At 62.2% G+C, this 19,953-nt stretch carries 32 protein-coding genes; all 32 read right to left on the bottom strand.

Annotation, left to right across the window (positions count from 1 at the left end; all coding sequences use genetic code 11):
* Window positions 1-61: 61 nt before the first annotated feature.
* Window positions 62-568, bottom strand: coding sequence for a disulfide bond formation protein B (locus tag LC407_RS00480; RefSeq protein WP_025879322.1), 507 nt, complete (start codon window positions 566-568; stop codon window positions 62-64).
* A 212-nt stretch (window positions 569-780) separates the two neighbouring features.
* A complete protein-coding gene (gene rplQ, locus LC407_RS00475) occupies window positions 781-1,164 on the bottom strand; it encodes a 50S ribosomal protein L17 (protein ID WP_025879321.1) in 384 nt (127 codons plus the stop codon).
* A gap of 197 nt (window positions 1,165-1,361) precedes the next feature.
* Complete coding sequence (gene rpoA, locus LC407_RS00470) at window positions 1,362-2,360, bottom strand: DNA-directed RNA polymerase subunit alpha (protein ID WP_025879320.1); 999 nt, start codon at window positions 2,358-2,360, stop codon at window positions 1,362-1,364.
* Between the two features lie 55 nt (window positions 2,361-2,415).
* On the bottom strand, window positions 2,416-3,045 hold the full coding sequence (gene rpsD, locus LC407_RS00465; protein WP_025879319.1) for a 30S ribosomal protein S4: 630 nt from the start codon (window positions 3,043-3,045) through the stop codon (window positions 2,416-2,418).
* 15 nt (window positions 3,046-3,060) lie between these two features.
* A complete protein-coding gene (gene rpsK, locus LC407_RS00460) occupies window positions 3,061-3,450 on the bottom strand; it encodes a 30S ribosomal protein S11 (RefSeq protein WP_004145443.1) in 390 nt (129 codons plus the stop codon).
* Window positions 3,451-3,461: 11 nt separating this feature from the next.
* The gene (rpsM, locus tag LC407_RS00455; RefSeq protein WP_025879318.1) at window positions 3,462-3,818 is read right to left on the bottom strand and encodes a 30S ribosomal protein S13; all 357 of its coding nucleotides are present in this window, start codon (window positions 3,816-3,818) and stop codon (window positions 3,462-3,464) included.
* A 346-nt stretch (window positions 3,819-4,164) separates the two neighbouring features.
* Entirely contained in the window at window positions 4,165-5,532 is a 1,368-nt protein-coding gene (gene secY, locus LC407_RS00450) for a preprotein translocase subunit SecY (RefSeq protein ID WP_025879317.1), read from the bottom strand.
* Between the two features lie 7 nt (window positions 5,533-5,539).
* Complete coding sequence (gene rplO / locus LC407_RS00445) at window positions 5,540-5,983, bottom strand: 50S ribosomal protein L15 (RefSeq protein WP_025879316.1); 444 nt, start codon at window positions 5,981-5,983, stop codon at window positions 5,540-5,542.
* Between the two features lie 4 nt (window positions 5,984-5,987).
* Window positions 5,988-6,179 carry a 50S ribosomal protein L30 gene (rpmD, locus tag LC407_RS00440; RefSeq protein ID WP_025879315.1) on the bottom strand — a complete coding sequence of 64 codons (192 nt, stop codon included), beginning with the start codon at window positions 6,177-6,179 and terminating at the stop codon, window positions 5,988-5,990.
* The gene (gene rpsE, locus LC407_RS00435; RefSeq protein WP_025879314.1) at window positions 6,172-6,714 is read right to left on the bottom strand and encodes a 30S ribosomal protein S5; all 543 of its coding nucleotides are present in this window, start codon (window positions 6,712-6,714) and stop codon (window positions 6,172-6,174) included. Before rpsE ends, rpmD begins: the two co-directional genes overlap by 8 nt.
* A gap of 161 nt (window positions 6,715-6,875) precedes the next feature.
* Complete coding sequence (gene rplR, locus LC407_RS00430; protein ID WP_025879313.1) at window positions 6,876-7,229, bottom strand: 50S ribosomal protein L18; 354 nt, start codon at window positions 7,227-7,229, stop codon at window positions 6,876-6,878.
* A gap of 32 nt (window positions 7,230-7,261) precedes the next feature.
* A complete protein-coding gene (gene rplF / locus LC407_RS00425; RefSeq protein WP_099782946.1) occupies window positions 7,262-7,786 on the bottom strand; it encodes a 50S ribosomal protein L6 in 525 nt (174 codons plus the stop codon).
* 17 nt (window positions 7,787-7,803) lie between these two features.
* Window positions 7,804-8,202, bottom strand: coding sequence for a 30S ribosomal protein S8 (gene rpsH, locus LC407_RS00420; RefSeq protein WP_025879311.1), 399 nt, complete (start codon window positions 8,200-8,202; stop codon window positions 7,804-7,806).
* 234 nt (window positions 8,203-8,436) lie between these two features.
* Window positions 8,437-8,742, bottom strand: a complete 306-nt coding sequence (gene rpsN / locus LC407_RS00415; protein WP_032977438.1) for a 30S ribosomal protein S14 — start codon at window positions 8,740-8,742, stop codon at window positions 8,437-8,439.
* Between the two features lie 18 nt (window positions 8,743-8,760).
* Window positions 8,761-9,303, bottom strand: coding sequence for a 50S ribosomal protein L5 (gene rplE, locus LC407_RS00410; RefSeq protein WP_025879309.1), 543 nt, complete (start codon window positions 9,301-9,303; stop codon window positions 8,761-8,763).
* 11 nt (window positions 9,304-9,314) lie between these two features.
* Entirely contained in the window at window positions 9,315-9,632 is a 318-nt protein-coding gene (gene rplX / locus LC407_RS00405; RefSeq protein WP_025879308.1) for a 50S ribosomal protein L24, read from the bottom strand.
* A gap of 16 nt (window positions 9,633-9,648) precedes the next feature.
* Complete coding sequence (rplN, locus tag LC407_RS00400) at window positions 9,649-10,017, bottom strand: 50S ribosomal protein L14 (RefSeq protein ID WP_025879307.1); 369 nt, start codon at window positions 10,015-10,017, stop codon at window positions 9,649-9,651.
* Between the two features lie 12 nt (window positions 10,018-10,029).
* Window positions 10,030-10,299, bottom strand: a complete 270-nt coding sequence (gene rpsQ, locus LC407_RS00395; RefSeq protein ID WP_004145355.1) for a 30S ribosomal protein S17 — start codon at window positions 10,297-10,299, stop codon at window positions 10,030-10,032.
* A gap of 11 nt (window positions 10,300-10,310) precedes the next feature.
* Entirely contained in the window at window positions 10,311-10,496 is a 186-nt protein-coding gene (rpmC, locus tag LC407_RS00390) for a 50S ribosomal protein L29 (RefSeq protein ID WP_025879306.1), read from the bottom strand.
* The gene (gene rplP / locus LC407_RS00385; RefSeq protein WP_025879305.1) at window positions 10,496-10,909 is read right to left on the bottom strand and encodes a 50S ribosomal protein L16; all 414 of its coding nucleotides are present in this window, start codon (window positions 10,907-10,909) and stop codon (window positions 10,496-10,498) included. Before rplP ends, rpmC begins: the two co-directional genes overlap by 1 nt.
* Window positions 10,910-10,914: 5 nt before the next feature.
* Window positions 10,915-11,649 (bottom strand): 30S ribosomal protein S3, encoded by a 735-nt coding sequence (gene rpsC / locus LC407_RS00380; protein ID WP_004145350.1) that lies wholly within the window; start codon window positions 11,647-11,649, stop codon window positions 10,915-10,917.
* Window positions 11,650-11,667: 18 nt separating this feature from the next.
* Window positions 11,668-12,003: a 50S ribosomal protein L22 gene (rplV, locus tag LC407_RS00375; RefSeq protein WP_004145348.1), complete on the bottom strand. Its 336-nt coding sequence runs from the start codon at window positions 12,001-12,003 to the stop codon at window positions 11,668-11,670.
* Window positions 12,004-12,015: 12 nt separating this feature from the next.
* Window positions 12,016-12,285 (bottom strand): 30S ribosomal protein S19, encoded by a 270-nt coding sequence (rpsS, locus tag LC407_RS00370; protein WP_004145340.1) that lies wholly within the window; start codon window positions 12,283-12,285, stop codon window positions 12,016-12,018.
* A gap of 6 nt (window positions 12,286-12,291) precedes the next feature.
* Complete coding sequence (gene rplB, locus LC407_RS00365) at window positions 12,292-13,119, bottom strand: 50S ribosomal protein L2 (RefSeq protein ID WP_025879304.1); 828 nt, start codon at window positions 13,117-13,119, stop codon at window positions 12,292-12,294.
* A 10-nt stretch (window positions 13,120-13,129) separates the two neighbouring features.
* A complete protein-coding gene (gene rplW / locus LC407_RS00360) occupies window positions 13,130-13,429 on the bottom strand; it encodes a 50S ribosomal protein L23 (protein WP_025879303.1) in 300 nt (99 codons plus the stop codon).
* Entirely contained in the window at window positions 13,426-14,031 is a 606-nt protein-coding gene (rplD, locus tag LC407_RS00355; protein ID WP_025879302.1) for a 50S ribosomal protein L4, read from the bottom strand. The genes rplW and rplD overlap by 4 nt, the downstream gene beginning before the upstream one ends.
* A 12-nt stretch (window positions 14,032-14,043) precedes the next feature.
* Window positions 14,044-14,694: a 50S ribosomal protein L3 gene (rplC, locus tag LC407_RS00350; RefSeq protein WP_025879301.1), complete on the bottom strand. Its 651-nt coding sequence runs from the start codon at window positions 14,692-14,694 to the stop codon at window positions 14,044-14,046.
* Between the two features lie 11 nt (window positions 14,695-14,705).
* The gene (rpsJ, locus tag LC407_RS00345) at window positions 14,706-15,017 is read right to left on the bottom strand and encodes a 30S ribosomal protein S10 (RefSeq protein ID WP_010341589.1); all 312 of its coding nucleotides are present in this window, start codon (window positions 15,015-15,017) and stop codon (window positions 14,706-14,708) included.
* A 333-nt stretch (window positions 15,018-15,350) separates the two neighbouring features.
* Entirely contained in the window at window positions 15,351-16,541 is a 1,191-nt protein-coding gene (gene tuf, locus LC407_RS00340) for an elongation factor Tu (RefSeq protein WP_032977440.1), read from the bottom strand.
* A gap of 51 nt (window positions 16,542-16,592) precedes the next feature.
* A complete protein-coding gene (gene fusA, locus LC407_RS00335; RefSeq protein WP_025879342.1) occupies window positions 16,593-18,734 on the bottom strand; it encodes an elongation factor G in 2,142 nt (713 codons plus the stop codon).
* Between the two features lie 138 nt (window positions 18,735-18,872).
* Window positions 18,873-19,340 carry a 30S ribosomal protein S7 gene (gene rpsG, locus LC407_RS00330; RefSeq protein ID WP_025879343.1) on the bottom strand — a complete coding sequence of 156 codons (468 nt, stop codon included), beginning with the start codon at window positions 19,338-19,340 and terminating at the stop codon, window positions 18,873-18,875.
* Between the two features lie 12 nt (window positions 19,341-19,352).
* A complete protein-coding gene (rpsL, locus tag LC407_RS00325) occupies window positions 19,353-19,727 on the bottom strand; it encodes a 30S ribosomal protein S12 (protein WP_025879344.1) in 375 nt (124 codons plus the stop codon).
* Window positions 19,728-19,953: the final 226 nt, after the last annotated feature.

The raw sequence follows: 19,953 nt of genomic DNA, 5'->3' as shown, positions 1-19,953 counted from the left end.
GGCCAGCGGCCGGCACTACCGGAAAACAGTAGAGCCACGCCATGCGTGGCTCCGGACTGGCTCAGTGCTTGACCTTGCGCAGCGATACCACCAGCGCCCACAGCGCCAGCAGCACGAACCACACGCCCGACCACATCGGCATGGTCAGACCAAGGAACGTCCAGTCGATGTTGCCGCAGTTGCCGGTGCCGGTCAGCACGGTGCGGAACACTTCCAGCGGCCCCATGGTCTCGCGCAGGAAGGCCAGCGGCGGGCCACAGGTCGCCCCCATTTCCGGCGGCAGCATCTGCACGTAGACATGGCGCGCGGCGATGCCTACGCCCACGGCGGCAGCGATGAACGCGAGGATGCCGTAGGTCGCCCGCCCCGGACGGTTGGACGGCCCATGCAGGGCGCCGATCAGGAACAGCAGGCCCAGGGCCGCGAACGCCAGGCGCTGGAAGATGCACAGCGGACACGGTTCCAGCCCCATCTTCAGCTGCAGGAAAATCGCGTAGCCCAGCAGGCCCGCGCAGATCAGGAAGCCCAACAGGAACTGGGCGCGGAAAGGCCAGCGCAGAGGATTCATCGGCAACGCTCGTGTAGTACGGACCGCAAGCGTAACCGAGAGTGCGCGCCGTTCGAACCGCCACAACGTCGCGCCCGTCGGAACACGCCGGCGCGCGCGCCGCAACATGCGGGATCATCCACGCCCGGCGTGGATCTCCATCCGTCGCCCAGAAACGGAAAAACCCGGCACGAGGCCGGGTTCTTCACCGAATGACGGGTGTCGCGCGTCGATTACTCTTCGACGGCTTCAGCCACGACCGGACGGTCAACCAGCTCAACGTAGGCCATCGGCGCGTTGTCGCCGGCGCGGAAGCCGCACTTCAGCAGGCGCAGGTAACCGCCCGGACGGTTCGCGTAGCGCGGGCCCAGGATGGTGAACAGGTTGCCGACGGCTTCGTTGTCGCGCAGGCGGGCAAAGGCCAGACGACGGTTGGCGACGGAGTCGACCTTGGCCAGGGTGATCAGCGGCTCGGCGACGCGGCGCAGTTCCTTGGCCTTCGGCAGGGTGGTCTTGATCAGCTCGTGCTTGAACAGCGAGGCGGCCATGTTCTTGAACATCGCTTCGCGGTGGGCGCTGGTACGGCTGAACTTACGGCCGGATTTCTGGTGACGCATGGTGATATTCCTTGGTTAATGATGTGGCTTTGCGGATCGTTGTCGCCTTCCTGGCGCTGCTGCTCGGACTGCGGTTGGTCCTGGCCATCCGTCCTGGACGACCTGCCCGCGAACCTTCGTTCGTCGTGGCGGTGTTGCCTTGGTGCAATGGCCCCGTCGTTGCCGACGGGGCCATGCGGTCTTGCAGAAAGGCGGTATCAGCCCAGCATGCCGTGGCTGGCGACGCCGGCCGGCGGCCAGTTCTCCAGCTTCATGCCGAGCGACAGGCCACGCTGGGCCAGCACTTCCTTGATCTCGGTGAGCGACTTCTTACCCAGGTTCGGGGTCTTCAGCAGCTCGACTTCGGTCTTCTGGATCAGATCGCCGATGTAGTAGATGCTCTCGGCCTTCAGGCAGTTGGCCGAACGCACGGTCAGCTCCAGATCGTCGATCGGGCGCAGCAGCACCGGATCCACGCCGTTGTTGGCCGGCTTCGCCGCACCGCGGTCGCGATGGGTGAAGTCACCGAACACCGACAGCTGATCGCTGAGGATGTCGGCAGCGGTACGCACTGCTTCTTCGGCGTCGATGGTGCCGTTGGTCTCGATATCGATGACCAGCTTGTCCAGGTCGGTGCGCTGTTCGACACGAGCCGCTTCCACGGCATAGGCGACACGGCGGACCGGCGAGAACGAGGCATCCAGGACCAGACGGCCGATGGCACGGGTTTCTTCGTCCGGACGACGACGCGCAGCTGCCGGCTGATAGCCGAAACCACGCTCGATCTTCAGACGCATGTTAACTGCCGTGTCCTTGGTCAGGTGGCAGATCACGTGGTCGCCGTTCAGGATCTCCACATTGTGGTCGACCTTGATGTCGGCAGCGGTGACAACGCCCGGACCCTGCTTGGACAGGGACAGAGTCGCGTTGTCGCCGGAGTGCATACGGATGGCCACGTCCTTCAGGTTCAGCAGGACTTCCAGCACGTCCTCCTGCAGACCTTCGACCGTGGTGTACTCATGCAACACGCCGTCGATTTCGACTTCCGTGATGGCGAAGCCCGGGATGGACGACAGCAGCACGCGACGCAGGGCATTACCCAGCGTATGCCCGTAACCCCGCTCCAAAGGTTCGATAACGACCTTTGCACGGGTGTCGGTAATGCGTTCGATCTGCGGACCGCGAGGACGCAGAACCTGGTTGGCGGTAACCGTCATGTTGCGGGTTCTCCTAGTGAACCCCCGGCCGTCGCCGGGGGCTCTCCAATGTGAATTACTTCGAATACAGCTCGACGATCAGCGCTTCGTTGATGTCCGCAGGCAGATCCGAACGATCCGGAACAGCCTTGAAGATGCCGGAGAACTTGCCGGAATCCACTTCAACCCACGACGGGCTCAGGTCATGCTGGGCGGCGACGGTCAGGGCTTCCTGGACGCGCAGCTGCTTGGCAGCCTTTTCAGACAGGGCGATGGCGTCGCCAGCCTTGACCTGGTACGAGGCCAGGTTGACCGACTTGCCATTCACGGTGACGCCGCGGTGCGACACCAGCTGACGGGCAGCCGGACGGGTCACGGCGAAGCCCATGCGGTAGACAACGTTGTCCAGGCGGGTTTCCAGCAGCTGCAGGAGGTTCTCGCCGGTGTTGCCCTTCTTGGTCGAGGCCTTCTTGTAGTAGTTGCGGAACTGACGCTCCAGCAGACCGTAGATACGCTTGACCTTCTGCTTTTCACGCAGCTGGGTAGCGTAGTCGGACAGCTTGCCCTTGCGGGCAGTGGCGCCATGCTGGCCGGGCTTCTGCTCCAACTTGCACTTGGAGTCCAGCGCACGCGCCGGGCTCTTCAGGGACAGGTCGGCGCCTTCGCGACGGGCGAGCTTACAGGTAGGACCGATATAACGAGCCATTTCTTATCGCTCCCTTTAGACGCGACGCTTCTTCGGCGGACGGCACCCGTTGTGCGGGATAGGCGTCACGTCGATGATGTTGGTGATCTTGTAGCCGACGTTGTTCAACGAACGCACGGCCGACTCACGGCCCGGACCCGGACCCTTGATGCGGACTTCCAGCGACTTCACGCCGTAGTCCAGCGCAGCACGACCGGCCTTTTCGGCAGCCACCTGGGCTGCGAACGGGGTCGACTTGCGCGAACCGCGGAAGCCAGCGCCACCGGAGGTCGCCCACGACAGAGCGTTGCCCTGACGGTCGGTGATGGTCACGATGGTGTTGTTGAACGAAGCGTGGACGTGGGCAACGCCGTCGGTGACGACGCGCTTGATCTTCTTCTTGGTCTTAGCAGCAGGCTTAGCCATTTATATGTCCCTTACTTCCTGATCGCCTTGCGCGGGCCCTTGCGGGTGCGGGCGTTGGTACGGGTGCGCTGGCCACGCAGCGGCAGACCGCGACGGTGACGCAGGCCGCGGTAGCAGCCCAGGTCCATCAGGCGCTTGATCGCGATACCGATTTCACGGCGCAGATCGCCTTCCACGATGTACTTGCCGACTTCGGCGCGCAGGCGCTCGATTTCCGGCTCCGACAGATCGCGGATCTTGGTGGTCGAAGTGACGCCTGCGACTTCGCAGACCTTCTTCGAACGGGTACGGCCGATGCCGTAAATGCTTTGCAACCCGACCCAGACATGCTTCTGGGCTGGCAGGTTGACGCCTGCAATACGCGCCATGACGCGGTTCTCCAGCTGAGTGATGGCCGACAGCGCGCTCAAGGCACGCCGATCCGGCAGGATGGATCAAAAAAGTGAACCAGTGATACTAACAAGGTTCCGGTTTACTTGGAAGCCCGTGAAACCAGAGGTTTCATGAACCCGGCCCGGGGAGTGTGCCCAGGCTCCGGCGCCGGATGGGGTTGGACCTGGAGTTGCCTCCCGGGCCGCCCGCGCTACTCCAGCGCGGGACCACCTCATCACACCCCCACCCGGAACCGCTGCGGGGGCCGCCCTTCGTTTGTGTGGCCAGAGTCCGCGAAGCGGAGGACCATCACGTCAGGAAGACGAAAGTATAACAGGCTAATCAGCCGCGAGCAAAACCGCCGCGGTTGCCGCCCTTCAGGTTGGCCTTCTTCAGCAGGCTCTCGTACTGGTGGGACATCAGGTGCGCCTGCACCTGGGCGATGAAGTCCATCACCACCACCACCACGATCAACAGCGAGGTACCGCCGAAATAGAACGAGGCGTTCAGCTGCGTGCGCATCAGTTCCGGCAGCAGGCAGACGATCACCAGGTAAGCCGAACCGGCAGCAGTCAGTCGGGTCAACACGCCGTCGATGTAGTCGGCGGTGGCCTTGCCCGGACGGATACCCGGAATCAGCGCGCCCGACTTCTTCAGGTTGTCGGCGGTTTCCTGCGAGTTGAACACCAGCGCGGTATAGAAGAACGCGAAACCGGTGATCAGCGCAGCGAACACGATCATGTGCAGCGGCTCGCCCGGACCCAGGGCATTGGCGACCTTCTGCAGGGTCTGGCCAAAGGTGCTCTGGTTGGCAGCCTGGCCGGACCACATGGCCAGGGTGGCCGGGAAGGCCAGCAGGCTCGAGGCGAAGATCGCCGGGATGACGCCGGCCATGTTCAGCTTCAGCGGCAGGAACGAGGTCTGGTTCATGTACGCGTTGCGACCGCCCTGGCGGCGCGCGTAGTTCACCGTGATCCGGCGCTGACCGCGTTCGACGAACACCACGAAGAAGGTGAAGGCGAGCACGACGATGGCGATCAGCAGCAGCTGGATGAACTGGATGTTGCCGTCGCGGTAGGCGTCGAAGGTGTGGATGACCGCACCCGGCAGGCCCGCCACGATACCGGCGAAGATGATCAGCGAGACGCCGTTGCCGATGCCGCGCTCGGTCACCTGCTCACCAACCCACATCAGGAACATGGTGCCGGCGGTCAGTGCGACCACGGCAGTGAGCACGAAGCCCATGCCCGGCATGTACACGACCGGTGCACCGGTCGGCGACACCTGGCCCTGCAGCGCCAGCGCGATCGAACCGCCCTGCACCACTGCGAGCAGCACAGCGCCGATGCGCGAATACTGGGTGATCTTGCGGCGGCCGGACTCACCTTCCTTCTGCATCGCCTTCAAGGCGGGGAAGATGTGCACAGCCAGCTGCATCACGATCGATGCCGAGATATACGGCATCACGTTCAGCGCGAAAATGCTGAAACGGTGCAGGGCGCCGCCCGAGAACATGTTGAACATGTCCACGATGCCGCCGCCCTGCTGTTGCATCATGGCAAGCATGGCATCGGGATTGACGCCCGGCACCGGCACGTAGCAGCCGATGCGATAGACGATCAAAGCCCCGACGACGAACAGCAAACGTTGGCGAAGTTCAGTGAACTTGCCCATTCCGCCCGCGAGGTTACCGATGCCAGCTTGCGCCATGATTCTCTTACTCCGTTACGCTGCCGCCGGCAGCTTCGATCGCAGCCTTGGCACCGGCCGTGGCAGCAACACCCTTCAGGGTGAACGCCTTGGTCACTTCGCCCTTGACGACGACCTTGGCCTTCTTGGCAGTGCTCGGGACCAGCTTGGCAGCACGCAGGACAGCGAAGTCGATCTCGCCGGCCGGCAGCTTGTCCAGCTGGTACAGCAGCACTTCAGCGGTGTCCTTGGCGATCGGCGAACGGAAGCCGATCTTCGGCAGACGACGCTGCATGGGGGTCTGGCCGCCTTCGAAGCCAGCCTTGATCTTGCCGCCACCCTTACGGGCAAACGAACCCTTGTGGCCGCGGCCGCAGGTCTTGCCCAGGCCGGAGCCGATACCGCGACCGACGCGGGTACGCTCTTTACGAGCGCCCGGTGCCGGGCTCAATTCATTCAGATGCATGGTCATTGGATTATTCCTCAACCTTGACGAGGTAGTGGACCTTGTTGATCAGACCGCGAACCTGCGGGCTGTCCTTCAGTTCACGCACATCGTTGAGCTTGCCCAGACCCAGCGCACGCACCGACAGGCGATGACGCGCCTGGGCACCACGCAGGCCGCGAACCAGACGGACCTTGACGGTCTTGTTGGTTTCATTAGCCATGGTTGAGATCCTCCACCTTCTTGCCGCGCTTGGCCGCGATGCGAGCCGGCGACTGCGCTGCAGTCAGGCCCTTCACGGTGGCACGCACCAGGTTGATCGGGTTGCGCGAACCGGTGGCCTTGGCCAGCACGTTCTTCACGCCAACTGCTTCCAGCACGGCGCGCATGGCACCACCGGCAATGACGCCGGTACCTTCGGAAGCCGGCTGCATGAACACGCGCGCTGCGCCGTGACCATCCTTGATGGTGTGCCACAGGGTGCCGTTGTTCAGATCGACGGTGACCTGGTTCTTGCGAGCCTGCTCCATCGACTTCTGGATGGCGACCGGCACTTCGCGTGCCTTGCCATAACCGAAACCGACCTTGCCTTCGCCGTCGCCGACAACAGTCAGGGCGGTGAAGGTGAACTGACGGCCACCCTTGACGGTCTTGCTGACGCGATTGACCGCGACCAGCTTTTCGATCATGCCGTCATCGACTTTCTCTTCGCGGTTACGGTCGCGATCGCGACCCCGCTGCTGACGTTCTTCTGCCATGTTTATTCCTTGGTTGTTGGGTTATGTACGGCTCGAGGCCGCTTATGGTTGTGGAGTGGTGCGTTGTTGCGGTGGGCCGCTGCAGAAGAGCGGCGCCGCCCAGCCTCACTCAGGCTGGCGAGCAGGCGGGCATGGGGACCGGAGTCCCCTGCCCTGATCCCTTAGAACTGCAGGCCGGCTTCGCGGGCAGCGTCAGCCAGGGCCTTGATGCGGCCGTGGTAACGGTAACCCGAACGATCGAAGGCAACCTTCTCGACGCCGGCGGCCTTGGCACGCTCAGCGACGATGCGGCCAACCTTGGCGGCGGCATCGGCGTTCTTGCCGTTCTTCAGGCCTTCCTTGATGTCGGCCTGGGTGGTGTTGGCGGCAGCCAGCACCTTCGAGCCGTCAGCGGTGAAGACCTGTGCATACAGGTGCTGGCCGGTGCGCAGCACCGACAGGCGGGCCACACCGAGCACACGGATGTGGGCACGGGTCGACTTGGCGCGACGCAGGCGGGCGATGTTCTTGTTCATGATCTTTTTCCCTGGAAAGCGGAAGGTCCTAATTAGGCCTTCTTGGCTTCCTTGCGAATGATGACTTCGTCGGAGTACTTCACGCCCTTGCCCTTGTACGGCTCCGGCTTGCGGAACGCACGGATCTTGGCGGCAGCTTCACCGACGGCCTGCTTGTCAGCGCCCTGCACCAGGATTTCAGTCTGGGTCGGGGTGGTGATGGTGATGCCTTCCGGCGCCACGAACACGATCGGGTGCGAGTAACCCAGCGACAGGCTGAGGTCCTTGCCCTGCATCGCGGCACGGTAACCCACGCCGACCAGCTCAAGCTTGCGCTCGAAGCCTTCGGAAACACCCTTGACCATGTTGGACAGGATGGCGCGGACGGTACCGGTCAGCGGGATCAGCTCCACGTTGTCGGTGCTCAGGGTGGCAACGCCGTTTTCGACATTGATGTTGATGCCAGCCGGCTTGGCCAGCGACAGGGTGCCCTTCGGGCCCTTGGCGATGACGTTGTCGTTCTGGACGTTCAGTTCAACCTTACCCAGGTCGATCGGCTTCTTGGCTACACGGGACATGGTCTACTCCTTTCGCCTTAGGCCACGAAGCACAGGACTTCGCCGCCGACGCCCAACTGGCGCGCCTGCGCATCAGTCATGATGCCCTTGGAAGTGGAAATGATGGAAATGCCCAGGCCGTTCATGACCTTCGGCAGTTCGCTCTTGCCGCGGTACTGGCGCAGGCCCGAACGCGAGAAGCGCTTCAGGGTCGCGATGACCGGCTTGCCTTCGAAATACTTCAGCACGATTTCCAGCTCGGACTTGTTGTTCTCGAGCGCGGTCACGCGCAGGTCGGCGATGTAACCCTCGTCCTTCAGGACCTGGGCGATCGCAACCTTGATCTTGGACGACGGGGCTTTCACCGTCTGCTTGCCAACCGCTGCCGCATTCTTGATGCGGACCAGCAGGTCGGCGATGGGATCAGTCATGCTCATATGAGTACCTTTGAGTGCACCGATATCCGCTTTCGCGAAAATCTGTTGTCTCCTGGAAACGGGCCAGGCCCCCTACCCCTACGCGTTGCGCAGAGCAAGACGCGGGAGTATACGCCAAAAGAGCCCGACTTGCGTCGGGCTCTTCGGTTTTTTTGCAGAGGGAAAGCTGAACGCCTCCCCTCCCCGGCTGCGAAGCCCCCCGGGGGGAGCCCTCGCTGGCAGGACCGGCTGGGGTTACCAGCTGGCCTTGCGCAGGCCCGGAACGTCGCCACGCATGGTGGCTTCACGCAGCTTGTTGCGACCCAGGCCGAACTTGCTGTACACGCCACGCGGGCGCCCAGACAGTTCGCAACGGTTGCGATGGCGGCTCGGCGACGAATCGCGCGGCAGCTTCGACAACTTGGTGGCGGCCTCGATCTTCTCTTCGTAGCTCGCATCCGGGGAGGACACGATCTTCTTCAGAGCAGCACGCTTGACAGCGAACTTTTCAGCCAGCTTCTTCCGCTTGATGTCGCGGTTGACCATGGAGGTCTTTGCCATTTCGGTTTCCTCGACGAATCAGTTACGGAACGGGAACTTGAACGCTGCCAGCAGCGCCTTCGCTTCCGCGTCGGTCTTCGCAGTGGTGGTGATGGCGATATCCATACCGCGGATCGCGTCGACAGCGTCGAAGTCGATTTCCGGGAAGATGATCTGTTCCTTCACACCCATGTTGAAGTTGCCGCGACCGTCGAAGGAACGACCGGAAACACCACGGAAGTCGCGCACGCGCGGCAGCGAGATGTTGATCAGGCGGTCCAGGAACTCGTACATCTTGTGGCGACGCAGCGTGGTCTTGCAGCCGATCGGCCAACCATCACGGATCTTGAACGATGCCACCGAGATACGCGACTTGGTGACGATCGGCTTCTGGCCCGAGATCTTGGTCATGTCGCCGACGGCGTTTTCCAGGATCTTCTTGTTGGTGGCCGCTTCGCCGACACCCATGTTCAGGGTGACTTTGACCAGCTTCGGCACCTGCATGGAATTGGTGTAACCGAACTGCTTCATCAGCGCCGGCACCACTTCTTCCTTGTAAAACTTTTCGAGACGGGAAGTCATCTTCTCATTCCTCAGGCGTCGAGCGCCTCACCGCTGGAGCGGAACACACGCAGTTTGCGTCCATCCTCCAGCACCTTGAAGCCAACGCGCTCGCCCTTGCCCGAAGCCGGGTTCAGCACATTCACGTTGGAGATATGGATCGACGCTTCACGCTCGACCACGCCGCCGGCAACACCTGCCTGCGGGTTCGGCTTGGTGTGGCGCTTGACGATGTTCACGTTGGCGACGACCAGACGGTCGCCATCGACGCGGACGACTTCGCCCTGCTTACCCTTGTCCTTGCCGGCGTTGACGACAACCTGGTCGCCCTTCTTGATACGGTTAGCCATGATTATCTCCTGTCGCTCACAGCACTTCGGGAGCGAGCGAGACGATCTTCATGAACTTCTCCGAACGAAGTTCACGAGTCACCGGCCCGAAGATACGGGTCCCGATCGGCTCCTGCTTGTTGTTAAGCAGAACGGCGGCGTTGCCGTCGAAGCGGATCAGCGAGCCGTCGGCGCGACGCACACCCTTGCGGGTACGCACCACGACGGCGTCATACACTTCACCCTTCTTGACCTTGCCGCGCGGAATCGCATCCTTCACGGTGACCTTGATGATGTCGCCGATGCCGGCGTAACGGCGCTTGGAACCACCCAGCACCTTGAAGCACATCACTCGCTTGGCACCAGAATTGTCGGCGACGTCAAGGTAGCTCTGCATCTGGATCATGATTCAGACTCCTTATTCAGCCGCACGCGTGATGACTTCCACCACGCGCCAGTTCTTGGTCTTGGACATCGGAGCAATCTCGGTCACGCGGACGACATCGCCTTCCTTGCAGGCGTTGTCGGCATCGTGGGCGTGCAGCTTCGTCGAGCGCTTGATGTACTTGCCGTACAGTGCGTGCTTGACCTGACGCTCGACCAGGACGGTAACCGTCTTGTCCATCTTGTTGCTGACGACACGGCCTTCGACCGTGCGCAGCGCTTTGTTTTCAGTATTGTCGCTCATAGCGGCCATCCTTACTTCGTGCTGCCGAGCAGGGTCTTGACGCGAGCAATTTCGCGACGCACCCGGCGGATGTCGTGTGTCTTCGGCAGCTGGCCGGTGACCTGCTGCATACGGACAGAGAACTGTTCCTTACGCAGGTCGATCAGGTGGGCCTTGAGGTCGTCAGCCGACTTTTCACGGAGAGTTTTGATATCCATCAGCGCACCGTCCGGGTCACGAAAGTGGTGGTGACCGAGAGCTTGGCAGCGGCCAGGCGGAACGCCTCGCGTGCCACTTCCTCGGTAACACCCTCGATTTCATAGATCATGCGGCCGGGCTGGATCTGGGCCACCCAGTATTCCACGTTGCCCTTACCCGAACCCATTCGAACTTCGATGGGCTTCTTGGTGATGGGCTTGTCGGGGAACACTCGGATCCACATCTTGCCGCCGCGCTTCACGTAGCGGCTGATCGAACGGCGAGCCGCTTCGATCTGACGCGCGGTCAGCTGACCGTGGGCGGTTGCCTTCAGGCCGTACTCGCCAAAGCTGACAGCGTTTGCGCTCCAGCTGAGGCCTTCGTTACGGCCCTTGTGCACCTTGCGGTACTTGGTTCGCTTGGGTTGCAACATTGTCGTTACCTCGCTTCACGAGCCGGGCGCTGACGGTCACCGCGGTCGCCGCGATCATGACGATCGTTGCGCGACGGGGTGTCGTCCTGCTTTTCCTGGCCAACCTGGGAGAAATCGAAGACCTCGCCCTTGTAGATCCAGACCTTGATGCCGATGATGCCGTAGGTCGTCTTGGCTTCAGCGAAGCCGTAGTCGATGTCGGCACGCAGCGTGTGCAGCGGCACGCGGCCTTCGCGGTACCACTCCGAACGGGCGATTTCTGCACCGTTGAGGCGGCCACCCACGTTGACCTTGATGCCCAGGGCACCCAGGCGCATCGCGTTGCCGACCGAGCGCTTCATTGCGCGGCGGAACATGATGCGACGCTCCAGCTGCTGCGCGATCGATTCGGCAACCAGCTGTGCGTCCAGCTCGGGCTTGCGCACTTCGGTGACGTTGATGTGCGCCGGGACGCCCATCATCTCGCTCACTTCCTTGCGCAGCTTCTCGATGTCCTCACCGCGCTTGCCGATCACCACGCCCGGACGGGCCGTGTGGATCGTCACGCGAGCGGTCTTTGCCGGACGCTCGATCAGGATCTTGCTGATGCCGGCCTGCGCCAGCTTCTTGCGCAGCATTTCGCGCACTTTCAGGTCGGCTGCCAGGTAACCAGCGAACTCGGCCTTGTTGGCGTACCACTTGGAGTTCCAGTCCTTGGAAATGCCGAGGCGGATACCAATCGGATGAACTTTATGACCCATGGTCTTTTCCTTATCCGCTTACTTGGCGGCGCCCACAACCACAGTGATGTGGCTGGTGCGCTTGAGGATGCGGGTACCGCGGCCTTTCGCCCGCGCCATGAAACGCTTCAGGGTCGGACCTTCATCTACCATGATGGTCTGAACCTTCAGCTCGTCGACGTCGGCGCCCTGGTTGTTCTCGGCATTTGCAATAGCCGACTCCACCACCTTCTTGATCAGGTGGGCAGCCTTCTTGTCCGAGAACTTCAGCAGGTTGACGGCACGCTCGGCCGGCAGACCGCGCACCTGGTCAGCGACCAGACGTGCCTTCTGCGGGGAGATGCGCGCGGTGCGCAGGATGGCTTTCGCTTCCATTGTCATCTCTCCTTACTTGCCCGACTTCTTGTCACCACCGTGACCCTTGAAGGTCCGGGTGATGGCAAATTCGCCGAGCTTGTGGCCGACCATGTTCTCGTTGACGAGAACCGGGATGTGGTTCTTGCCGTTATGCACGGCAATGGTGACGCCTACCATGTCAGGCAGGATCATCGAACGACGCGACCAGGTCTTGATCGGACGCTTGCTACCCGCAGCGGCAGCCACCTTAGCAACCAGGTGGTGATCGACAAACGGGCCCTTCTTGAGTGAACGTGCCATGGTCGATTAGCCCCTACGATCGCGGACGATGAACTGCTGAGTGCGCTTGTTATGGCGCGTCTTGTAACCCTTGGTCGGAACACCCCACGGGGTGACCGGATGCGGGTTACCCTGGCCGGCCTTCGCCTCACCACCACCGTGCGGGTGGTCAACCGGGTTCATGGCAGCACCACGAACGGTCGGGCGGACGCCGCGCCAGCGCTTGGCACCGGCCTTGCCCAGCTTTTCCAGGCTGTGCTCGTCGTTGCCGACTTCGCCGATGGTCGCGCAGCACTCAACCGGAACCTTGCGCATCTCACCCGAGCGCAGGCGCAGGGTGGCGTAGATGCCTTCACGAGCAACCAGCTGCACGGCAGCACCTGCAGCGCGAGCGATCTGAGCGCCCTTGCCCGGCTTCAGCTCGATGCAGTGGATGGTGGTACCGACCGGGATGTTGCGCAGCGGCAGGGTGTTGCCCGCCTTGATCGGAGCATCCGAACCAGCGATCACCTGATCACCAGCCTTCAGACCCTTCGGGGCGATGATGTAGCGACGCTCGCCGTCGACGTAGCACAGCAGGGCGATGTGCGCGGTGCGGTTCGGATCGTATTCGATGCGTTCCACGCGCGCCGGGATGCCCAGCTTGTTGCGCTTGAAGTCAATCAGGCGGTAGTGCTGCTTGTGGCCACCACCGACGTGACGCACGGTGATGCGGCCGTGGTGGTTACGACCACCGGAACGGCTCTGCGACTCGACCAGCGGAGCGTGCGGAGCGCCCTTGTGCAGGTCGGGAGTAACCACGCGCACGGCCGAACGGCGACCGGGAGAAGTGGGCTTGAATTTCATCAATGGCATGGGATGTACCTCAGGCCTTGGCCGTTACATCGATCGACTGGCCGTCGGCCAGGCGAACGTACGCCTTGCGCCAATCGCCGCGGCGGCCAGCACGGTTACGGAAGGACTTGTTCTTGCCCTTGACGTTGACCACGTTGACTGCTTCGACCTTGACGTCGAACAGCTGCTCAACCGCGGCCTTTACATCGGCCTTGGTGGCTTCGTTCGAAATTTCGAAGACGTACTGATTGGAGAGTTCCTGCAGGCGCGCGGTCTTTTCGGAGACACGCGGGGCGAGCAGCACGCTGAAGATTTTTTCGTTGCTGTTCATGCCAGCCACTCCTCGACCTTCTTGACCGCGTCAGCGGTGATGACGACCGTGTCGGCACCGACCAGCGACACCGGATCCAGGCCCTGGACGTCACGCACTTCCACGTAGGGAATGTTGCGAGCCGACAGGTACAGGTGCTCGGAGGCTTCTTCAGTGACGATCAGCGGGCGCTTGCCCACTTCCAGGCCGGCCAGCTTGGCGATCAGAGCCTTCGTGTTGGTCGCTTCGACATCGAAGGACTCCACGATGGTCAGACGGCCCTGACGGTTCAGCTCGGACAGGATCGCGCACATGGCGGCACGGTACTGCTTACGATTGACCTTCTGCTCGAAGCTGCGCGGCTTTGCCGCGAAGGTGACACCGCCGCCGACGAAGATCGGAGCCGTCAGTGCGCCATGACGCGCGCCGCCGCCCTTCTGCTTCTTCGACTTCTTGGTGGTACCTGCCACTTCGGAGCGAGTCTTCTGCGCCTTGGTGCCGGCGCGACCGGCGTTGCGGTAAGCAACGACGACCTGGTGAACCAGATCTTCGCTGAAATCGCGACCGAACACGGCGTCGGAGACCGAGACCTTGTTATTGCTACCCGTGATAACGAGTTCCATCGTCATCTCTCCTTATGCCTTGCTCGCCGGACGGACGATCACGTCGCCACCCGCCGCGCCCGGAACGGCGCCGCGAACCGCGATCAGACCGCGTTCGACGTCGACCTTGACAACTTCCAGGTTCTGGGTGCTCTGCTGCACGGCGCCCATGTGACCGGACATCTTCTTACCCGGGAACACGCGGCCGGGCGTCTGGCGCTGACCCAGCGAACCCGGCGCGCGATGCGACAGCGAGTTGCCGTGGGTAGCGTCACCCATACGGAAGTTGTAGCGCTTGATGGTGCCCTGGAAGCCCTTACCCTTGGTGACACCCTGGACGTCGACGATCTGGCCGACTTCAAAGATGTCCGCCTTGACTTCGCCACCGACGGCGAAATCGCCGAGCTGGGCGTCTTCAACGCGGAATTCCCACAGGCCACGACCCGCTTCCACCTTCGCCTTGGCGAAGTGGCCGGCTTCCGGCTTGTTGACCAGGGCAGCGCGACGCGCACCGACGGTCACCTGCACGGCGCTGTAGCCGTCAGTTTCGACGGTCTTGATCTGCGCGATGCGGTTGGGGGTTGCTTCGATCAGGGTCACCGGGATGGAACGGCCATCTTCGGTGAACACGCGGCTCATGCCAGCCTTGCGGCCCACGAAGCCCAACGAATACTTCTTCGTCATGGTCGTAGTCCTCAGGTCAGCTTGATCTGAACGTCGACGCCGGCAGCCAGTTCGAGCTTCATCAGCGCGTCCACGGTCTTGTCATTCGGGTCAACGATATCGAGCACGCGCTTGTGCGTGCGGGTCTCGTACTGGTCACGCGCGTCCTTGTCGACGTGCGGGGAGACGAGGATGGTGTAACGCTCGATCTTGGTCGGCAGCGGGATCGGGCCACGCACTTGCGCGCCGGTCCGCTTCGCCGTCTCAACGATCTCGCTGGCCGAACGGTCGATCAGACGATGATCGAACGCTTTCAGCCGGATCCGGATCTTTTGGTCCGCCATGGCGGTAGGTTCCTTCGATAAAAGAGCGACAGACAAAGCCTCTGGGTTGCTTTGCCCCATGAAATCCCTGAATACAGACGGCCCGCATTCCCGCAGGCCGACAAGGTCAATCCGTAGACCCCAAATGCAGAGGCAGACCCGTGAAACCGGCCTGCCCAGACGGAGAAGCATAATGGCACGCAAGGCAGCTGTCAACAGTCTCCTGTTGACGCCGCCTGAATGGCATCGACCCTTCCTGGTCCGGGGAACACAAGGCACATCCTGTGCCTACTTTCCCGTTTGATACGCCCCGATGCCCTACCCAGGCAACATCGGGGCGCAGAGTCTAGCAGATTACTCGAGGATGTTGGCAACCACGCCAGCACCGACGGTACGGCCACCTTCGCGGATGGCGAAGCGCAGGCCGGCGTCCATGGCGACCGGGTTGATCAGGGTGACAACCATCTTCACGTTGTCGCCCGGCATCACCATCTCGACGCCTTCCGGCAGCTCGACCGCACCGGTGATGTCGGTGGTACGGAAGTAGAACTGCGGACGGTAGCCCTTGAAGAACGGGGTGTGACGGCCGCCTTCGTCCTTCGACAGCACGTACACTTCGGCGTCGAACTTGGTGTGCGGCTTGATCGAACCCGGCTTGGCCAGAACCTGGCCACGCTCGACGTCGTCACGCTTGGTGCCGCGCAGCAGCAGACCGGCGTTGTCGCCTGCCTGACCCTGGTCCAGCAGCTTGCGGAACATTTCCACGCCGGTCACGGTGGTCTTCTGCACCGGACGGATGCCGACGATTTCGATTTCTTCGCCGACCTTGATCACGCCGCGCTCGATACGACCGGTCACCACGGTGCCACGGCCCGAGATCGAGAACACGTCTTCGACCGGCATCAGGAACGCCTTGTCGACGTCACGCTCCGGGGTCGGGATCCAGGTGTCCAGCGCCTCGACCAGCTTGATGACGGCCGGCACGCCGATGTCGCTCTGGTCGCCTTCCAGCGCCAGGCGGGCCGAACCCGAGATGATCGGGGTGTCGTCGCCCGGGAAGTCGTACTTGCTCAGCAGCTCGCGGACTTCCATTTCGACCAGTTCCAGCAGCTCGGCATCGTCAACCATGTCGGCCTTGTTCAGGAACACGACGATGTACGGCACGCCGACCTGACGCGACAGCAGGATGTGCTCGCGGGTCTGCGGCATCGGGCCGTCAGCGGCCGAGCACACCAGGATCGCGCCGTCCATCTGGGCAGCACCGGTGATCATGTTCTTGACGTAGTCAGCATGGCCCGGGCAATCGACGTGGGCGTAGTGACGAACGGTGGATTCGTACTCGACGTGCGCGGTCGAGATCGTGATGCCACGTGCCTTTTCTTCCGGCGCGGCGTCGATCGCGGAGTAATCCTTGAACTCGCCACCGAAGCGCTCGGCACCGATCTTGGTCAGTGCGGCGGTCAGCGTGGTCTTGCCATGATCGACGTGACCGATGGTGCCGACGTTGACGTGCGGCTTGGTGCGCTCGAACTTACCCTTTGCCATTTCGTTCTACCTTTTAGTTCGTAAGTGGTTTGGAGGACCTGAGCGTTACGCTCAGGACTTCTTCATGACTTCGTCGGCGATGTTGTTCGGCGCCGGCTCGTAGTGGTCAAATTCCATCGTGAAGGTGGCGCGGCCCTGGGTCTGCGAACGCAGCGAGGTCGCGTAGCCAAACATTTCGCCCAGCGGGATCATCGCGTTGATGATGCTGGCCGAACCGTCACCGGTGGTATCAGAACCCTGCAGAACGCCACGACGACGGCTCACGTCGCCCATCACGTCACCCTGGTAATCCTCCGGGGTCACGATCTCGACCTTCATGATCGGCTCCAGCAGGACCGGCTTGGCCTTGCGGAAGCCTTCCTTGAAGGCCATCGAGGAAGCGAGCTTGAACGCCATTTCCGAGGAGTCGACGTCGTGGTACGAGCCGAACACCAGCTTCACCTTGACGTCCACGACCGGGAAGCCAGCCAGCGGACCGTTGGTGATGGTTTCGCGCAGACCCTTTTCAATCGACGGAATGAATTCCTTCGGAATCACGCCACCGGTGATGTCGTTGATGAACAGGAAGTCGTCCTTGATACCCGCGGCGATCTTCGGATCTGCACGATCGGCATCGGTGATCGGCGACAGCTCGATCACGACGTGACCGTACTGACCCTTACCACCGGACTGCTTGGCGTGCTTGTAGTCCGACTTCACGTCCGACAGGGTGATCGTTTCGCGGTAAGCCACCTGCGGCTTGCCGACGTTGGCTTCAACGTTGAACTCGCGCTTCATGCGGTCAACGATGATGTCCAGGTGCAGCTCGCCCATGCCCGAGATGATGGTCTGGCCGGATTCTTCGTCGGTCTTGACGCGGAACGACGGATCTTCCTGGGCCAGACGACCCAGTGCCAGACCCATCTTTTCCTGGTCGGACTTGGTCTTCGGCTCGACGGCCATCGAGATGACCGGCTCCGGGAACACCATGCGCTCGAGGATGATCGGCTGATCCATGGAGCACAGGGTGTCACCGGTGGTGGTGTCCTTCAGGCCCACGGCGGCGGCGATGTCGCCTGCCAGCACTTCCTTGATTTCTTCACGGTTGTTGGAGTGCATCTGCAGGATGCGGCCGATGCGCTCCTTCTTGCCCTTCACCGAGTTCAGCAGCTGGTCGCCTGCATTCAACGTGCCCGAGTAGACACGGAAGAAGGTCAGCGCGCCGACGAACGGGTCGGTGATGATCTTGAAGGCCAGGGCCGAGAAGGGAGCCTTGTCGTCAGACTTGCGGCTCATTTCCTTGGTTTCATCGTCAACGTCGGTACCGGTCACGTCCGGCACGTCGATCGGCGACGGCAGCAGCTGGATCACGCCGTCCAGCATGGCCTGCACACCCTTGTTCTTGAACGCCGAGCCGCAGTACATCGGCACGATGTCGGTCGCCAGGGTGCGCACGCGCAGGGCTTCGATGATCTCGGCCTCGGTCAGCTCATCGCCGCCCAGGTACTTGTCCATCAGCTCTTCGCTGGCTTCGGCAGCCGCTTCGATCATGAAGGTACGGGCTTCGGTCGCTTCAGCCAGCAGGTCGGCCGGCACATCGCTGTACTCGAACTTCATGCCCTGCGAAGCCTCATCCCAATGGATGGCCTTCATCTTCAGCAGATCGACGACGCCCTTGAAGCCTTCCTCAGCGCCGATCGGCAGCTGCATCGGAACGGCCTTGGCACCCAGCTTCGCCTTCAGCTGGCCGACGACCTTGGTGAAGTTGGCGCCGGTGCGGTCCATCTTGTTGACGAACGCGATGCGCGGCACCTTGTAACGGTTGGCCTGGCGCCACACGGTTTCCGACTGCGGCTGCACGCCACCGACGGCACACAGCACGAAGACGGCACCGTCGAGCACGCGCAGCGAGCGCTCCACTTCGATGGTGAAGTCGACGTGCCCGGGGGTGTCGATGATGTTGAAGCGGTGCTCCGGCAGGGACTTGTCCATGCCCTTCCAGAACGCGGTGGTCGCAGCGGACTGGATCGTGATGCCACGCTCCTGCTCCTGCTCCATCCAGTCCATGGTGGCGGCGCCGTCATGCACTTCACCGATCTTGTGGCTCTTGCCGGTGTAGAACAGGATGCGCTCGGACGTGGTGGTCTTGCCGGCATCGATGTGGGCCATGATGCCGAAATTGCGGTAACGCTCGATGGGAGTGGAACGGGCCACGGGGAGCCTCTCAGATTTCTTGGATTTCGGATGGCCGAACGCCGCCTTTCGGCGGCCTTCGGATTGGCGCAGCCCTTCTGGGGCCGCGAGGCAGCACCGAGATGGTGCTGCCCTGCCTGTTTTACAAGGCCGTCAAACTCACCAGCGGTAGTGGGCGAATGCCTTGTTGGCTTCGGCCATGCGGTGGGTTTCTTCGCGCTTCTTGATAGCGCCGCCACGGTTTTCCGAGGCGTCGATCAGTTCAGCGGCCAGCTTCTTCGGCATGGTGTTCTCACCACGCTTGCGCGCGGAGTCGATCAGCCAACGCATGGCCAGAGCCATCTTGCGCGAGGCGCGCACTTCGACCGGCACCTGGTAGGTGGCACCACCGACGCGGCGGGACTTGACTTCGACCGACGGAGCCACGTTTTCCAGAGCCTTCTGAACCAGCTCGACGGAATTCGGGTTCTTCTCACCGATCACGTCCATGGCGCCATAGACGATCTTTTCAGCGACCGACTTCTTGCCGCTCAGCATCACCATGTTGATGAAACGGGCGATGGTTTCGCTTCCGTGCTTCGGATCCGGCAGGACTGCGCGCTGCGGCGTATTACCTTTACGAGACATGTGTGCTTTCCCTTAGCTCTTCGGACGCTTGGCGCCGTACTTGGAACGGCCCTGGCGACGCTTGGCAACGCCGGAGGCGTCGAGCGAACCACGAACGGTGTGGTAACGCACACCCGGCAGATCCTTGACGCGACCGCCACGGATCAGGACCACGGAGTGCTCCTGCAGGTTGTGGCCTTCACCGCCGATGTAGGAAATCACTTCTTCCTGGTTGGTCAGGCGAACCTTGGCAACCTTGCGAAGGGCCGAGTTCGGCTTCTTCGGAGTAGTGGTGTAAACGCGCGTGCAGACGCCACGGCGCTGGGGGCACTTTTCGAGAGCCGGCGAGGCGCTCTTATAAGTGGTTGCCTGCCGCGGCTTGCGGACAAGCTGATTGATCGTCGCCATCAGTATGTTCTTCTGAGAGAGGCCGAAAAAAATCGGCCATGAATGCGGATATGTGCGAGCAGGCGAAAGACCGGCCTGCTGAGACAGACGATTGTAGCAACCTGGCGAAAACGCGGTCAAATGCGCACGCGCCAAGCCAGCCCTGATCCAGGGCCGTTACAGGGGAGCCTTCTCCATGCCCCCCGTTCAGGTTGTCGCCCGACCCATCGCTGGGCCGGGGCGGCAT

The sequence above is a fragment of the Stenotrophomonas sp. OVS01A genome, assembly GCF_019969775.1.
In the GTDB taxonomy this organism is placed as follows: domain Bacteria; phylum Pseudomonadota; class Gammaproteobacteria; order Xanthomonadales; family Xanthomonadaceae; genus Stenotrophomonas; species Stenotrophomonas indicatrix.
The sequence above is the reverse complement of the archived record's forward strand: the minus strand, read 5'-3'. Positions and strand labels throughout refer to the sequence as shown.

Bases quoted from the DNA above. Each gene is read 5' to 3' on its own strand.
- LC407_RS00480 (WP_025879322.1), bottom strand. From the start codon at position 568: ATGAATCCTCTGCGCTGGCCTTTCCGCGCCCAGTTCCTGTTGGGCTTC.
- rplQ (WP_025879321.1), bottom strand. From the start codon at position 1,164: ATGCGTCACCAGAAATCCGGCCGTAAGTTCAGCCGTACCAGCGCCCAC.
- rpoA (WP_025879320.1), bottom strand. From the start codon at position 2,360: ATGACGGTTACCGCCAACCAGGTTCTGCGTCCTCGCGGTCCGCAGATC.
- rpsD (WP_025879319.1), bottom strand. From the start codon at position 3,045: ATGGCTCGTTATATCGGTCCTACCTGTAAGCTCGCCCGTCGCGAAGGC.
- rpsK (WP_004145443.1), bottom strand. From the start codon at position 3,450: ATGGCTAAGCCTGCTGCTAAGACCAAGAAGAAGATCAAGCGCGTCGTC.
- rpsM (WP_025879318.1), bottom strand. From the start codon at position 3,818: ATGGCGCGTATTGCAGGCGTCAACCTGCCAGCCCAGAAGCATGTCTGG.
- secY (WP_025879317.1), bottom strand. From the start codon at position 5,532: ATGGCGCAAGCTGGCATCGGTAACCTCGCGGGCGGAATGGGCAAGTTC.
- rplO (WP_025879316.1), bottom strand. From the start codon at position 5,983: ATGACCATGCATCTGAATGAATTGAGCCCGGCACCGGGCGCTCGTAAA.
- rpmD (WP_025879315.1), bottom strand. From the start codon at position 6,179: ATGGCTAATGAAACCAACAAGACCGTCAAGGTCCGTCTGGTTCGCGGC.
- rpsE (WP_025879314.1), bottom strand. From the start codon at position 6,714: ATGGCAGAAGAACGTCAGCAGCGGGGTCGCGATCGCGACCGTAACCGC.
- rplR (WP_025879313.1), bottom strand. From the start codon at position 7,229: ATGAACAAGAACATCGCCCGCCTGCGTCGCGCCAAGTCGACCCGTGCC.
- rplF (WP_099782946.1), bottom strand. From the start codon at position 7,786: ATGTCCCGTGTAGCCAAGAAGCCGATCGACCTGGGTAAGGTTGAACTG.
- rpsH (WP_025879311.1), bottom strand. From the start codon at position 8,202: ATGAGCATGACTGATCCCATCGCCGACCTGCTGGTCCGCATCAAGAAT.
- rpsN (WP_032977438.1), bottom strand. From the start codon at position 8,742: ATGGCAAAGACCTCCATGGTCAACCGCGACATCAAGCGGAAGAAGCTG.
- rplE (WP_025879309.1), bottom strand. From the start codon at position 9,303: ATGACTTCCCGTCTCGAAAAGTTTTACAAGGAAGAAGTGGTGCCGGCG.
- rplX (WP_025879308.1), bottom strand. From the start codon at position 9,632: ATGGCTAACCGTATCAAGAAGGGCGACCAGGTTGTCGTCAACGCCGGC.
- rplN (WP_025879307.1), bottom strand. From the start codon at position 10,017: ATGATCCAGATGCAGAGCTACCTTGACGTCGCCGACAATTCTGGTGCC.
- rpsQ (WP_004145355.1), bottom strand. From the start codon at position 10,299: ATGAGCGACAATACTGAAAACAAAGCGCTGCGCACGGTCGAAGGCCGT.
- rpmC (WP_025879306.1), bottom strand. From the start codon at position 10,496: ATGGATATCAAAACTCTCCGTGAAAAGTCGGCTGACGACCTCAAGGCC.
- rplP (WP_025879305.1), bottom strand. From the start codon at position 10,909: ATGTTGCAACCCAAGCGAACCAAGTACCGCAAGGTGCACAAGGGCCGT.
- rpsC (WP_004145350.1), bottom strand. From the start codon at position 11,649: ATGGGTCATAAAGTTCATCCGATTGGTATCCGCCTCGGCATTTCCAAG.
- rplV (WP_004145348.1), bottom strand. From the start codon at position 12,003: ATGGAAGCGAAAGCCATCCTGCGCACCGCGCGCATCTCCCCGCAGAAG.
- rpsS (WP_004145340.1), bottom strand. From the start codon at position 12,285: ATGGCACGTTCACTCAAGAAGGGCCCGTTTGTCGATCACCACCTGGTT.
- rplB (WP_025879304.1), bottom strand. From the start codon at position 13,119: ATGCCATTGATGAAATTCAAGCCCACTTCTCCCGGTCGCCGTTCGGCC.
- rplW (WP_025879303.1), bottom strand. From the start codon at position 13,429: ATGAACAGCAACGAAAAAATCTTCAGCGTGCTGCTCGCCCCGCGTGTC.
- rplD (WP_025879302.1), bottom strand. From the start codon at position 14,031: ATGGAACTCGTTATCACGGGTAGCAATAACAAGGTCTCGGTCTCCGAC.
- rplC (WP_025879301.1), bottom strand. From the start codon at position 14,694: ATGACGAAGAAGTATTCGTTGGGCTTCGTGGGCCGCAAGGCTGGCATG.
- rpsJ (WP_010341589.1), bottom strand. From the start codon at position 15,017: ATGGCGGACCAAAAGATCCGGATCCGGCTGAAAGCGTTCGATCATCGT.
- tuf (WP_032977440.1), bottom strand. From the start codon at position 16,541: ATGGCAAAGGGTAAGTTCGAGCGCACCAAGCCGCACGTCAACGTCGGC.
- rpsG (WP_025879343.1), bottom strand. From the start codon at position 19,340: ATGTCTCGTAAAGGTAATACGCCGCAGCGCGCAGTCCTGCCGGATCCG.
- rpsL (WP_025879344.1), bottom strand. From the start codon at position 19,727: ATGGCGACGATCAATCAGCTTGTCCGCAAGCCGCGGCAGGCAACCACT.